Source organism: Bacteroidia bacterium (assembly GCA_037045145.1).
Classification (GTDB): domain Bacteria; phylum Bacteroidota; class Bacteroidia; order AKYH767-A; family OLB10; genus OLB10.
Genome location: JBAOIA010000011.1, coordinates 1,555,497 through 1,570,313, shown reverse-complemented (window position 1 = coordinate 1,570,313; position 14,817 = coordinate 1,555,497). Strand labels below are relative to the sequence as shown.

The 14,817-nt window shown below is 36.5% G+C and carries 10 protein-coding genes; 8 read left to right on the top strand and 2 right to left on the bottom strand.

Translation table 11 applies throughout. From position 1 onward, the window contains the following. Positions 1–62 precede the first annotated feature (62 nt). From V9G42_07745 to V9G42_07715, 7 genes are all read left to right on the top strand, one after another. Positions 63–701, top strand: a complete 639-nt coding sequence (locus V9G42_07745; GenBank protein MEI2759303.1) for an outer membrane lipoprotein carrier protein LolA — start codon at positions 63–65, stop codon at positions 699–701. An 89-nt stretch (positions 702–790) separates the two neighbouring features. Then, positions 791–2,077: an FAD-dependent oxidoreductase gene (locus V9G42_07740; protein ID MEI2759302.1), complete on the top strand. Its 1,287-nt coding sequence runs from the start codon at positions 791–793 to the stop codon at positions 2,075–2,077. Further along, positions 2,074–2,778 carry a glycosyltransferase family 2 protein gene (locus V9G42_07735; GenBank protein MEI2759301.1) on the top strand — a complete coding sequence of 235 codons (705 nt, stop codon included), beginning with the start codon at positions 2,074–2,076 and terminating at the stop codon, positions 2,776–2,778. The genes V9G42_07740 and V9G42_07735 overlap by 4 nt, the downstream gene beginning before the upstream one ends. 11 nt (positions 2,779–2,789) lie before the next feature. Then, a complete protein-coding gene (locus V9G42_07730; GenBank protein ID MEI2759300.1) occupies positions 2,790–3,761 on the top strand; it encodes a GNAT family N-acetyltransferase in 972 nt (323 codons plus the stop codon). Positions 3,762–3,794: 33 nt separating this feature from the next. Beyond that, positions 3,795–4,424: a PIG-L family deacetylase gene (locus V9G42_07725; GenBank protein MEI2759299.1), complete on the top strand. Its 630-nt coding sequence runs from the start codon at positions 3,795–3,797 to the stop codon at positions 4,422–4,424. 85 nt (positions 4,425–4,509) lie between these two features. After that, a complete protein-coding gene (locus V9G42_07720; protein ID MEI2759298.1) occupies positions 4,510–5,055 on the top strand; it encodes a hypothetical protein in 546 nt (181 codons plus the stop codon). Positions 5,056–5,069: 14 nt separating this feature from the next. After that, on the top strand, positions 5,070–5,981 hold the full coding sequence (locus tag V9G42_07715) for a hypothetical protein (GenBank protein MEI2759297.1): 912 nt from the start codon (positions 5,070–5,072) through the stop codon (positions 5,979–5,981). 5 nt (positions 5,982–5,986) lie between these two features. Here the strand turns inward: V9G42_07715 and V9G42_07710 are convergent, their stop codons facing one another. Next, positions 5,987–7,009 (bottom strand): aminopeptidase, encoded by a 1,023-nt coding sequence (locus V9G42_07710; GenBank protein MEI2759296.1) that lies wholly within the window; start codon positions 7,007–7,009, stop codon positions 5,987–5,989. A gap of 22 nt (positions 7,010–7,031) precedes the next feature. Then, positions 7,032–8,825 (bottom strand): acyl-CoA dehydrogenase family protein, encoded by a 1,794-nt coding sequence (locus tag V9G42_07705; protein ID MEI2759295.1) that lies wholly within the window; start codon positions 8,823–8,825, stop codon positions 7,032–7,034. A gap of 184 nt (positions 8,826–9,009) precedes the next feature. On the opposite strand from V9G42_07705, the gene V9G42_07700 reads away from it, so the two are divergent. Next, positions 9,010–14,784 carry a PKD domain-containing protein gene (locus tag V9G42_07700; GenBank protein MEI2759294.1) on the top strand — a complete coding sequence of 1,925 codons (5,775 nt, stop codon included), beginning with the start codon at positions 9,010–9,012 and terminating at the stop codon, positions 14,782–14,784. Positions 14,785–14,817: the final 33 nt, after the last annotated feature.

The following is a 14,817-nucleotide window of genomic DNA, read 5'->3' as shown; positions in this document are numbered from 1 at the left end:
TGCATTTCACCTCGTTTTGCCTTGTGGCATTGTTTTTATTAATCACATTTAAAATTTAAGAAATGACAAAAAAATTAATGATCGCTCTGGTGCTGTTGACCCAAGTTTCTTTTGCTCAAAAAGACAGTCACTCTCAGGAAATTCTTAAGTCAGTGTCTGCTAAATATAAAACTTATAAATCGGTGTCAGCCACATTCAGGCTTCAAATAGACGATAAAAAAGCTAAAACCAATCAGACCCAAAATGGTTCGATTTTGATTAATGGTGACAAATACAACCTGAGTATTACCGGACAACAGATAATCTCTGACGGCAAAACATCATGGACCTACTTAAAAGATGCCAATGAAGTACAGGTTAACGATGCACAAAACAAAGCTGACGGCATTTCCCCTACCAACATTTTCTCTATTTATGAAAAAGGATTCGATTCACGGTTTACAGAAGAAAAATCCGAAGGCGGTAAAACCTATCAGTTTATTGATTTAAAACCTCTTGATAAAGGAAAACCTTATTTTAAAATTCAGTTAAAAATTAATAAAGCTGAAAAAACAATTGCAGGAGCAACCGTTCATAACAACAATGGTTCTACCATATCTTACACTATTGTAAAATTCACACCAAACCCTGCTGTAAAGGACACTGATTTTAGTTTTGACGCAAAAAGATATCCTGGTGTAGAGGTAGTTGACCTCAGATAAAGTAACCTCTTAAAAGGTAACAATTGGGCTTTGAACGAAGGATTAATATCCTTACTTTTGCAACCTTTTAAATCTCCTTACTTTTCTACATGATTCATCACGACACAATAGCAGTTGGTGCCGGCTTGGCAGGATTAAGTTTTGCATATCATTTTGATAAAGATATTCCTGTATATGAATCGCTTGACACCGTAGGCGGCCTGGTGCGGACAATAGAATATAAAAACTGCAAATTTGATTTAGCCCCTCATCTTTTACACTTACGCAATCCTTACGTCAGAGAACTTGTATTTGAGAAACTGGGACTTGAAGTCGAAAATCATCGTAGAAAAGCACATATCTACTACGACAAAACCATCATCCCCTACCCTTTTGAACTTAATCTTTTAAATCTGAGCGAGCAAACTAAAAAAGATTGTCTTGAAGGTCTTGACGAAGTAAAATCATATAGCAAAGAAGAAGAAATTGAAATCAGAAAAGGCTCCTATAGAGATTATGCATTGAAATGTTTCGGAAAGGGTATTGCCAATCATTACTTACTTCCCTACAACAGGAAAATTTGGGATACAGAACCTTCTGAAATGACATGCGAGTTTATGTCACATATTATTACTGCAGACAAAGAGCAAATCAGAAAAAATGCATTCGAAGACAACACAGATAGTTTTGGCTATAATGTAGAATTCTATTACCCCATTCATAAAGGCATTCAGGATTTAGCTGACATTTTTGCCAAACAACTCACCAATATTAAATTCAATACGTCTGCGGTGTTTTTTAATACCCGAAACAAAACAATTGAATTTTCTGATGGAAGTATTGTAAAATATAACAAAGCCGTTTCTACTGTTCCTTTACAAACTATTATACTTAACAGCGACAGAGATGACCTGAAAGCACTGGCAAAAGAATTGGTTTTTACCTCTGTTTATACAGTAAATTTGGTTATCAGAGGAACATTGCCCGACACACATTGGATGTATTTCCCTGATAAAGATCTTTCGTTTTACAGAATAAGCTTCCCAAAAAACTATTTTAAAAAATCAACTCCTGCTGACGAACAAATCATTGCTGTTGAAGTTGGCAGCCGCAATCATAACCTGAGCATTGAGGAAATAGAACGTAAAGTTGTTGAAGAAATAAAACAGATGCCTATTTTTAAAATTGATGAACTGGTATTTGTTCACTCTATTAAAATCCCTGTAGCCTATTGTATCTATGAGCCAAAGCGTCCGGCCATTATCAACCAACTGATGGGTGAACTGGAAGCAGCAGGAATTTATCAATCAGGCCGCTATGGTAAATGGGAATATGCAGGCATGCAGGATGCAATTATGGACGGCAAAGTGATGTCGGAAAAATTAAAATCATTATGACAGAAAATTGTTCAATAGTAATACCGGTTTTTAATGAAGAAGAAATTCTTGAAAAAAGAATTCACCTTCTTGTTGAAGATTTAAAAAAGCATTTTAAAAATTTTGAAATCGTACTAACCGAAAACGGAAGCGTTGATAACACCAAAGTCATTATAAGAAAACTTGCCGAAAAGTATGATATGGTTGTTGCAGAAATTGATGATGAAAAAGCAGACTATGGTCAGGCTTTGATTAATGGTATAAATCGTGCTCGTTTTGAATATATCACCATATTTGAACTTGATTATTTAGATATGGTTTTTTTACAAAAATCTAATGAATTACTAAATTCATACGATCTGGTTATTGGCTCAAAAAAACTTTCGGGCGATCTCGACAGAAGACCATTTAAAAGAAAACTTTTTACATGGCTCTATAATACAGGACTTCATGTTGCATTTAGCTATAAGTTAACCGAGACTCATGGACTGAAAAGCTTTAAGAAAAGTAAATTAGCACATATTACCAATGGTTGTGTGACGCGACATGCCGTTTGGCCAAGCGAATTTTGCATAAGGGCTTCACGTGATAAAAATTTAAAAGTAACCGAGATTGGCTTATCTATGCCGATTGAAGAAATCAGAACTACACGTATTAAAGCAATAAAAAGATTAAAGAAGACACTTGACGACATTTTACTGTTACGCAGATCTATTAACTAATTGTATATGCTATGGCAGAAAATTATCATTATCATCACTACACCCCATCAGATCTTGATGAAATACTTGACCTGTTTTCTCTTTCATTTAACGGACTAAAACTTTCATCAGACTATTACAAATGGCGAGTTTTAGACACCCCTGTAAATAAAAATTTGGTTGATTTATTTAAGAATGACAATGGTAAAATAATAAGTCATTATGCTGTGTGTCCTGTTATATCTTTTTATAATGGTAAAACAACACACAGTGAACTTTCGCTCATCACCATGACACATCCTGAATATAAATCATTAGGACTGTTTCCAAAACTTGCTGCCAAGCTTTATGAGCGCTCTTTTATGGAAGAAAATATTCAATTGGTTTATGGGTTTCCAAACACCAACTCGCATTACAGTTTTGTAAGAAAACTGGCATGGAATGATGTGTACATGATTCCAACAATGAAAAAGACTTTTTCAACCGCTGTGCAGGGAGACAAAAACTTTACAGAGATTTTTAATGCTGACCAACGTTTTGACAAGTTATGGGAACAACACACACAGCATACAGATCGTTTTTATGCCAATGTCAGAAACAGTACATTTATTAACTGGCGTTTTTTTAAACGTCCTGATAAAAAATATCGGTTGTTTGCATTTGAAAATAACAGCAATATAGAAGGTTATTTTGTAATAAAGGAATACAACAACACATCAACAAAAGAAATAGATGTTGTTGATTTTCTTTTTATGCATGATTTTGATACAAGTGCATTCTTTAATGCTATTGCACAATTAGCAACAGCGTTAGATGCCAAAACAGCAAACATGTGGATTCCATATAATACGCCACTGTATAATCAAGCTGAAAAATCAGGCTACCTGCCTAAAGAACATATAACATACTTAGGCTACAAACCATTCAACCCCGACAATAAATTAGATGAGTTACGAATACCAACAAAATGGTATTTGACAATGTGTGATTCTGATGTTTACTGATAGGTTATTTTTGAATCTTAAATCAATGACAACATGAAAAATGTATTAGTGGTAGGCGCACATCCTGACGATTTGGAATGGATGGCCGGTGGAACTGTTGCCAAAATTATTTCAGAAGGTGGCAAGGTTCATTTATTAACTTTAACTAATGGCACCTGGAAAGACGCTTCGGGCAATTTCTATCGTGATAAAGATATTGCAATCAGGGAAGCATCGAAAGCTGCCTCTGTATTAGGGTACACCATTGAACATTTGGATGAACCTTGCCTTGATGTAAATTTCAGAGATGAGTTAGTGGTTCAGGTTCTAAATCGTATTGACAAAATAAATGCTGATACGATAATTTGTCCTTGGATTGACGATTTGCATCACGATCATGAAATAACTGCACGTATAGCTGTAAGTGCAAGCAGACGTGTGCCACGTATACTCATGGGCATGTGCAACTGGTATGTCTTTCGTACACCTTTTAATCCTAACTTTTTTGTTGATATCAGCGACACGTATTCTAAAAAGATGGCTGCATTAGAATGCTATGAGTCAGAGATGAAACGTATTGGCAGTACTTGGAGAAAATATCATGACAACATCACTTCAAATTATGGTTTAATGGTGAATGTAGAACGCGCAGAAGGTTTTATCAGCTACAAATACAAATTGTAATTCTGTTTATAATCGAATAATAATTTTTTCGTATTGCCGTTTTAAGGAAAGATAAAGTTAACATCTTTAATCCCAAAATATTTCCATGTTTAATATCAGGCTCCTATCCATTATTCTGTTTGCAATGTTCTTTGCTTTGAATGTTTCGGCACAACGTAAAGTACGTAAACCTATAGGCTACGGTGCCAGTGCAATTTACAATTTTCAAGCCGAAGGTATTGGAGCAGATTTGCGTGTCAGGATTCCAACACCGATAAATAATCTTTATGTCGTTCCCGAAATTTCATATTACCCCCCATTTAATCGCTATCATGAGTTATATGCCGGTGGGGCTTTGCAATATGATGTTTTGAGAATCAGGAGCTATAATCTTTACTTGCTTGGTGCTGCCTATTACAATTTCTGGATAAATGCAGATGACTTTGCTCCTGAAGGAAAAAAGAAACACAACTTTGCTCCTGAAGCCGGTGGCGGCTTGGTTCGAAACAGAGGATGCTGGCGACCATTTATTGAGAATCGTTATGACTTTAAATGGAAAGAAGATAATTTGCGAATAGGCATTTATTATTATCCTGGACAGTGCAGAAAAAACACAAGAAGAGAGAAATGTCCAACCGTTAAAGGAATATAATCAAACTTTATAATATGAAATCGAACAAGTTATTCATTTATCTTACTGCAATAATAATTATTGCCGTAACTGCATGCAGAAAAGACCGCGTGCCACAGGATGATTATCAAAACATGGACTCTTTCTATAGCGATCACGAAGAAGAAGAGCAGGAATATACCATTGATACCAACGGAACTTGCCCATTAGTTTGCAAAAAAGGAACTAAGATTTGTGTCAATGCAGAAATGTTTGAGCTAAATGGTGGTGGCCAGGTTACTTATCCATTTCAGTTAAAAGTTATTGAACTGTATTCTATAAAAGATATGATATTAAGAAGAATTCCTTCTGTTGCATCCGGAAATCCTCTTGAAACAAGTGCAGAAATAAGGGTAAGAGCATTTAAAAATGGGAATGAAATTTTTCTCAAACCCGGTAAAAAATATTTTCTTGAAACGGCTGCATTACCATCTATAAATTCAGCTATGCAGTCATTTTATGGTTATAGCAGCGGAAATAGTGCTAACAACTGGACCAATACTATCGCTAATTTTATTCCGGGCTTTGTTGATACACTATCAAATATTTCACCCACTTCTAACAGCTATGTAACTACGCCTGCCACAACAGGTTGGTTTTCTCCAGCCTTATTGTATCAGTCTGCATCTACAACCTCTATTACATGCAGTGTCACCGGAACAAATACACAAAACTTGCAGGTATATGTTTCTTTCAAAGGGTTTAAAGGTGTTATGCAAATACAAAATCTGAGTGGCACAAACTTTCCTGTGGGCGAAAATGTAACACTAATAGTGTTCGGTAAAAAACAAAACAATCAATATGTTTTAGACCAGCAGAATTTTACAATTGCTGCCAATCAGCAAATAATATTTAACCTTCAGGATGTTTCGGAAAACGATATTCTAAATGCGCTTTCGGCATTGTAATTAACCTACTTCTTATAATACTTAATCAATTTCCGAATTGAGCTATTACAGGAATCATTATACACCCGACTAATTTCAGGCTGCAAAGCATGATAATCGGAATAGGAAAGAAACCATGTATTATCAGGTAACTTTTTACTTTTCAAATTCCACTCAAACTTTTGTAGATTATTCAGCGGTAGTTTAGATATGCGTAATACAATTGACACTATTTTTTGATATTTCAAACGTAGTTTATCTGAATAGGGCACCATTTTGAACGAAACATCATTATACAATGTATCTAATGTTGCTGATGATGAAACAACAAACTCAGAAAATATTCTGTTATCATTGCGATGATTAACGTAATTAGTCAGAATAACACTGTCGCCCTTAAATTTATCTGATAGAAATTTTTCAGCACCAATTTCACCAATAAAAGTAGCAAGATTCTCATTGAATGTAACATTACCTTTAACATAAAGTGTTGTATGAGTCATCTCATGAATAATCAACTCAGCGAGTGAACCAACATTCTTACGCATCATTGATGACATTACAGGATCGCCAAACCACCCAAGTGTACTCCAGGCAGAAACCGTTGACAAATCAGCATCAAAACCCTTTTTCTTCAACAATTGCAATTCGTAAACCCCTTTTTGTTTTTGGAAAAATCCTTTATATGACAGTGATCCAAGAAACGGATAGTGCCATTTATATGGCTCCATTTTAAATTCGGGAGCAGCAGTGAGTACCCACAAAGCAGGCTCCCCCTTTTGATCATAGTAGGTTTCGTAGTTGTTGGTTTCAGATAATCCTAAGGAATCAACAGCAAATTTCTTTATCTCACGAATTAGCAAAAGTTTTGTTTTTATAGAATCGGGTGTTAAAGGATTCTCAATTACTTCGCCAATTGGCTGTGCGTTATAAATAATATTTAACTGACCTTTGAGCTGACTAATTCCATAAACCAGCCATTGCCGGTAATAAAATCCAATAAATAAAAAAATTAAAATGAGTGTTGGAATAAAAACCTTCCTGATCATCTACCTGAAATTGTTTAACCAATCAGAAGCAGTATTCGTTCTTTTCGATTAAGCGGGCTGCAATTCTTCTTCTTGCATCTTTAACATTGAATGGTGGAACTTTGGTAAATCGTTTTAATCCCATGAGCAACATTCGCTGTTCATCGCCTTCCGCAAAGGAATTAATTGCTTCTTTTCCTGCCAATGCAATTCTATCTGCCGCATCATTTACATAAACCCTCATCATATCAAGTTGAATACTGCAGTTTTCTTCACCTCTCAATTTAACAAGTTTTTCTGTCCGCAATAAAATTGACTCTGAAATATAAATTGCAATAGCCATATCTGCAATATTCATCAGGATTTCCTGTTCTTTTGAAAGTGTCATCATCAATTTTTGTACAGCAGAACCTGCAACTGCCAACAATGCTTTTTTATAATTAGCTAAAAACTTTTTCTCCTGCGCAAACAATGACGTATCAGGTTCACTAAAATCAGGTATAGCCATAAGCTCTTTTTGAATATTCATAGCAGGTGTCATTAAATCAATCTTACCTTTCATGGCACGCTTAAGAATCATATCAACAGTAAGGAGTCTGTTAATCTCATTTGTACCTTCAAATATTCTGTTGATTCGTGAATCTCTGTAAGATCTGTCCATTGGAAAATCTGCACTATAACCATAACCTCCATAAATCTGCACGCCTTCATCAGCAACATAATCAAGTGCCTCTGAGCCATCAACTTTAAGAATAGCACATTCAACAGCGTACTCTTCTGCCGCCTGAAGTAATGCCTGAGAATACTCAATACCTTCAGCAAGTTTTTGCTTTTCGAGTTCGTCAATCATAAATGATGTGCGATACAAAGCACTTTCACAAGCATAAATTCTGATGGCCTGCTGTGCAAGTTTATATCTGATGGCACCAAATTTTGCTATTGGCAATTTAAACTGTTCACGTGTGTTTGCATATGAAATGGAATGTGTACTCACATGCTTTGCTCCACCTAATGCAGCCGCACATAATTTTAATCGGCCGATATTTAAAATATTGAAAGCTATTAGATGTCCTTTACCTATTTCACCCAAAACATTTTCTACAGGAACTTTACAATCACTAAAAAAAACCTGCCTTGTACTTGATCCTTTAATTCCCATCTTATGTTCTTCTTCGCCAAGTGAGAGTCCAGCGTAAGTCTTCTCTACAATAAATCCGGTGAACTTATCTCCATCAACCTGTGCAAAAACCACAAACAAATCTGCAAAGCCTGCATTGGTAATCCACATTTTTTGTCCGTTAAGAATATAATGTTTTCCATCAGCAGAAAGAACAGCCTTAGTTTTTGCTGCAAGTGCATCTGAACCGGAACCGGGTTCAGTTAAACAGTAGGATGCTTTCCATTGACCTGATGCTAACAACGGCAGATATTTCTCTTTTTGCATTGCATTACCAAAATACAAGATTGGCAATGTTCCAATTCCTGTATGTGCTGCCATTGCAACTGAAAATGAATGACCAGCGCCTAATGTTTCTGTCAGTAATGTGCCAGTAATAAAATCCTTTCCAAATCCACCATATTGTTCTGGAACCGATATGCCAAGTAGTCCAAGTTCACCTGCCTTATCTAATAGTGATGGCATGAGTCCCGCTTCCATTGCATCAATTCGGTCAAGTACGGTATGTACTTCCTGCTTTAAAAAATCGTTAGCGGTTTGCTCAATCATTACATGCTCTTCGCTAAACTCTTCAGGGATAAAAGTGTTTTCAGCCCTTGATTCTTTAATAATAAATTCTCCTCCTTTAACCGATTGGTTTTTTTCCTGAATTGTTGACATAATAAAAGTGGTTTTTTACGCAATAAAAATAAAAATATTAAACATTAATAACAGCCTCAAGGTTTCATTATTTCCAAAATATCTGAAATTAAATCTATTGAAAAGCAAACAGATAATATTAAAGTGTAAGAATTATAACTTTTCATACACTTTTCCGTAAGACTTACAAAAAATCAACTTTTTAGTGGAAGGAAGAAGTGCTTTAAATAAATTAACAAAACTGTGGCTTACCATTCTGGTTATTGCTATTTCGTTGCATCAAGGTTTTGCACAATTACCTGCTGCTTCATTTAGCATCAGCCAGTTGTCAGGCTGTGCTCCATTAACAGTCTATTTCAACAATACAAGTACCAATGCAACCAGCTATCATTGGGATTTTGGTAATGGTGTAGTTTCTGTTATACATAGTCCGGTAATTACTTTCACTACTCCTGGTAATTTCTTTGTTAAACTCATTGCAACAAATGCATCGGGCAGTGATTCTATAATTTCTACACAACCAATACATATAGAAAATAAACCTGTTGTTCAGTTTACACTCAATAAATCTATTGCATGTCAAGGTGATACTATAACCTTTACCAATCAAAGCACAGTCTTTGACAGCTGTCAATGGGATTTTGGTGATGGTGTAACAAGTAATCAAACGAATCCCACACATATTTATACATCAGCCGGAACATTTCAAGTTACTCTGGTTTTGTTCAGACTCAATTCAACTTGCACTCAAACTCTTACAAAAAACAATATAATTGTTATAAAGCCCGTCCCCGTTGTAACTGCTACTGTGGACACCTTTAGTACATGTAACATCAACAAGATATTTCTTTTTCATGCAACTGCAAATACACCTTCAAGTTACCAATGGAATTTTGGTGATGGCGGGACAGCAACAGGCACAAATGTGCAACATCAATATACACAACCCGGAAATTTTCAGGTAGTTGTCACTGCAACTGCTTCGGGTTGCTATTCTGCTGTGAATTTATCATCACCGGTAACAGTACTCAACAATCCTACTCCTGTAATTACTTCAAATATCACATCGGGCTGTAATCCTCTTACTGTTGTACTTTCCACCAATGTTACAGGATCATCATCCATTCAATGGAACTTAGACAACGGTCAGACATCTACATTATCTACAGTAGGCGTATTATACAATAATGTTGGAAATTATAATCCTTATGTAATAGCAACCTATCCTAATGGATGCTCAAGCCAGTCTGCACCATTAACAATTCATGCATTGCAATCTCCTGTATCGTCATTCACAACATCAAATGCCTCTGGCTGCAAGCCGCTGAATATTTCATTTCAGGCTAATGCATGTTCAGGATGCAGCTACCAATGGAATTATGGTGATGGTAATAGTGCATCACAAATAAATGGCACTAATAATTACATTCAGTCAGGAACATTCTATCCAACACTAACAGTAATTGCAGCCAATGGTTGCACAACTACATCAAACCTTCCTTATGGAATTACTGTTAACGGACCTGAGGCTGATTTTTTAGCAGATAAAATTACCGGATGTAATCCATTGTCTGTAAACTTTGCCAATCTTAGCACAGGCTCTACATCATGGCTTTGGCAATTTGGAACCGGTGACACTTCAACAGCTAATAGTCCTACCTATCTTTATCAGAACCAAGGCAGTTACAATGTAACATTGATTGCCTCTGATGGCAATGGCTGTAAAGACACCTTACGTAAACAAGGTTACATCAAGCCGGGACCGAGTGTAAATAACTTCAGCAATCCGCAACCCGTTTATGGATGTGCACCACTAACAGTTTCATTAAGCGATTCATCAGGGGCAAATTCATGGCTTTGGAATTTTGGTGATGGAAGTACTGCCAATTCACAAAATGTCACTCACACATATACCACTCCCGGCACGTACACTGTAAGTTTACAGACACAAAGCAATGGCTCAACATGTTCTCAAACCATTACAAATTTCGCCACATATATTGTTGGTGGTGGTATTGCTGATTTTACTTATAACCAAACTCTTTGTCCACCCTTTATAGGAACATTTACAGACAGTTCCTTAAATGCTGTTTCATGGCTATGGAATTTTGGTGATGGACAAACTTCAACGCAACAAAATCCTGTTCACACTTATAATCATACAGGAAGTTATAATGTTTCCTTAACCATCACTTCTGCCAATGGATGCTCTTCAACAAAGGTTGAACAATATGCAATGAACTTTTTAAACCTAGGTGCTGCACCTGCTGCTCACACATTGGATACCATTCCTCCTCTTGATGTTCAGTTCTCGGCAAACTCAATTGGTGCAACATCATGGCTATGGACTTTTGGCGATGGTGATTCTTCAACTCTTGAGAATCCAATGCACACCTATCAATCAACAGGCCCTTTTACCATCAGCCTGACAATTGCCAATGACAGTTGCAGCTATACATACAGTTTCCCACCTACAAACTTTGGAAGTGGTGGAACATTTTATGATGAAAACCATGATACTACACAATACACAATGCACTATGATGGCTGTGCACCATTAACAATAAGTTTCAACAACCCGTTTCTAAATGTTGTAGGTTCATATTGGGACTTTGGTGATGGCAATACTTCATCTCAACAAAATCCTGTGCATACCTATAACGTACCCGGAATTTACGATGTCATGCTCATAGCAAATCTTTCCAATGCCAGTGTTGACACTATATATCATTCACAAGCTGTAAAAGTGGCAGGAACACCAATAACATTTACAGTTAATACCGTTAACACCTGCAATGGCTCAAATATTCAGGCAATACCATCGAACCTGAATCTGCAAAGTTATAATTGGGATTTTGGTGATAATCAGACCAGCACACAGGCATCACCGGTACATAGCTATGCCAATACCAGCAATTACATTATTTCTTTACAGGCGCAAGACACAAGCGGATGCACCGTTATTTATTCCAAGAGTTTATATGCAAATGCTGATGCCAATGCTATTGTCTCGAACAAGAACAGAGCATGTGCATCAGATACCATTATCTTTTCAGTACAAAACACAAACTACGTAAGTTATATATGGGACTTTGGCGATGGCACTTCAGCAACAGGAAACCCTATCTCACATACTTACGCTGATTCTGGCGCCTATTCTATTCAGGTTGTCATAACGGATATTAATGGTTGTACACAGACTGTAAATGCATCACAACAAGTTACTATTGTAAAGCCATTGGCTGACTTTAACATCAATATGCTTTCTTCATCATGCACCATGGTGAACGTACAATTAACCAATACTTCTACCGGTAGCAATTCTTACACCTGGGATTTGGGAGATGGAACCATGTCATCACTGACAGATGTAAACAAATATTACTATTACGGACCTAACCCACCTTACACTTATGATATTAAACTAACTGCATACAATAATGGGTGTGCAAGTACTAAAACTATTTCACAGGCTGTAATTATACCTGACTTTGAAGTTAAATTCAGTTATACAAGAAGTCAGGGATGCTTACCTATAACAATTAATGTAACAGATTCAAGTCTCAATGCAGTATCGTGGAAGTGGTCTTGGGGTGATGGCGACACCACATTTTCTCAAACTTCGCAACACACATTTACTACATTACCAGCAGATAAAATAAAACTCTTTGCTAAAGATGTTAACGGATGTGAGAAAAATTATGAGCTTGACAATATTCAACTTCCACTAGCAGCATTTACGCAGTCAGATACCATAGGATGTAATCCAAAAATGATTCACTTTACAGATTCAAGCAAAAATGCACAACAATGGTTTTGGAAATTTGGCAATGGATTAACTTCCACAAATCAAAATCCCAGTATAACCTATAATAACATCGGCAATTTTACGCCATCGTTAATAATTACAGATTCATTTGGTTGCAAAGACACTGTTGGAGGAAAAGTCATTTCTATTTCAAAACCACAAGCTGATTTCGCTTACACAAAATCTTCAGGCTGTGTTCCTGTGCTTGTTCAATTTCAAAATATATCTTCAGGTGCTTCAAACTACTTATGGGATTTTGGTGATGGCACCACATCAACACTCCTTAATCCAAACCATATATACACAACAGGCGGAAACTATCAGGTTACTCTTACAGTAACAGATGCAGCAGGTTGCAGTACCACAAAAACTTTGGCAAATGCTTTACACATACCCGGGCCATCAGCTTCTTTTTCATTATCCAACAATCATGGATGCCAACCGCTAACTATCAGTCTCAACGATTCCTCACAAAATGTACTAACGCACTTTTGGAGTTTTGGAGATGGGGATACTTCTTTGGCAGCTTCACCCGTACATACTTTCAATACGGCAGGCTCATATCTGGTAACATTGATCGTAAAAGATGCAAACGGATGTCAATCGGCTTTTACACATCCTGACACAATTAAAGTTTATAACAAACCGGTTGCAGCTTTTTCAATAAGTGATTCTTCAATTTGTGCTGGCACTTCAACTTCTTTTGTCAATCTATCACAATCATCAAATAGCTACAAATGGCTTCTGGGTGATGGTAGCACTTCACAACACTCCAATGTTATCCATCAATATCAGTCTCCGGGACAATATAGCATAACATTAGTTGCTTCTAATGGATACTGTTCAGACACTGTTAACAGCATCAATGCCGTTACCGTTATACCTTTTCCGGTAGCCGATTTTGGAGGTTCACCATTAATTGGCTGTGTGCCACTTTCTTCAAACATGGTTAACATAAGTACATCACTACAAAATCCGGTCTTTATGTGGGATGGAGGCAACGGACTTACATCATCAGCGTTCAATCCACAGTTTTACTATCAAAGTGCAGGACATTATTCGGTGACATTAAAAGTAACTAATAACGGGCTTTGCAGTGATAGCATTACAAAACACAACTTCATTGCCGCTCAAAATAACCAACCCATATCACCTTCAGAAATCAACTACATCACAGTGCTCGACAGTAATGCAATCAGAATATCATGGCAACCTTCATCAGCCACAAATCTGAACCGATATGAATTATACAGATCGAATGATGATAAAAATTACAATTTGATTTATACTGATACCAACATAAACAACAGTACATTCAATCTTCAATTAGCATTTATTGATAATAACGTGACAACAAATCAAAATCGCTATTACTACAAACTTTTGACTATCAACAACTGCAATAATTCATTTCCTCTGGACAGCTCAAGAGCCCATGCTACAATTTTATTGACAACAGAGCCTGATACCATGGCAAATATGCTATCATGGCTACCGTACTCCGGTAAGGATGTTACTATCTACTCGATTTACCGCAGTATTGATGGATTGAATTATGACCTGATTGCAGAAGTAGCCGGAACAGAAAGTTCCTATATTGATTCTACAGCATATTGCCAACAGGAATATAGTTATAAAATAGAAGCGCAATTGGCTGCCAGTATATACACCTCCGAAAGTAACAATGATGCATCAGCACCAACGAGTCTTGTAAATCAAATAACCACTTCTATCATTCGTTCAACGGTGGTTGACAACAGCAGCATTTTAACAGAATGGCATGAGGGCAGTCCTTTTTCGGAGTTGGTCTCCTACTATTTAATCTACAAATCATCAGACAAAGACCTCGGAAATTTTATTTTAATTGACTCTGTAAACAGCAGTACAAAATACTATCTTGACAGAGATGTTGATGTCAATACAAATACCTATCAATACAAAATTGAAGTGGAAAACATTTGTCAGCAACGCACAGGTCTGACAGATTTATCAGGCAACATTCTTTTGCAAGGCAAATTAGACGATATGAACAACAGCAGACTTGAATGGACTCCATACAATGGCTGGAAAGAAGGTGTTGAGCGCTATGAAATACAAAAACAGGATGAAAATGGGAATTGGAAGACAATAAAATCTGTTGATGGCAAAACCCATCACATGGAGGAAGAATAATTTTCAGGAGTTAAAATAAAATACTGCAACCTT

Coding starts and splice junctions, on each gene's coding strand:
- V9G42_07745 (MEI2759303.1), top strand. CDS start 63: ATGACAAAAAAATTAATGATCGCTCTGGTGCTGTTGACCCAAGTTTCT.
- V9G42_07740 (MEI2759302.1), top strand. CDS start 791: ATGATTCATCACGACACAATAGCAGTTGGTGCCGGCTTGGCAGGATTA.
- V9G42_07735 (MEI2759301.1), top strand. CDS start 2,074: ATGACAGAAAATTGTTCAATAGTAATACCGGTTTTTAATGAAGAAGAA.
- V9G42_07730 (MEI2759300.1), top strand. CDS start 2,790: ATGGCAGAAAATTATCATTATCATCACTACACCCCATCAGATCTTGAT.
- V9G42_07725 (MEI2759299.1), top strand. CDS start 3,795: ATGAAAAATGTATTAGTGGTAGGCGCACATCCTGACGATTTGGAATGG.
- V9G42_07720 (MEI2759298.1), top strand. CDS start 4,510: ATGTTTAATATCAGGCTCCTATCCATTATTCTGTTTGCAATGTTCTTT.
- V9G42_07715 (MEI2759297.1), top strand. CDS start 5,070: ATGAAATCGAACAAGTTATTCATTTATCTTACTGCAATAATAATTATT.
- V9G42_07710 (MEI2759296.1), bottom strand. CDS start 7,009: ATGATCAGGAAGGTTTTTATTCCAACACTCATTTTAATTTTTTTATTT.
- V9G42_07705 (MEI2759295.1), bottom strand. CDS start 8,825: ATGTCAACAATTCAGGAAAAAAACCAATCGGTTAAAGGAGGAGAATTT.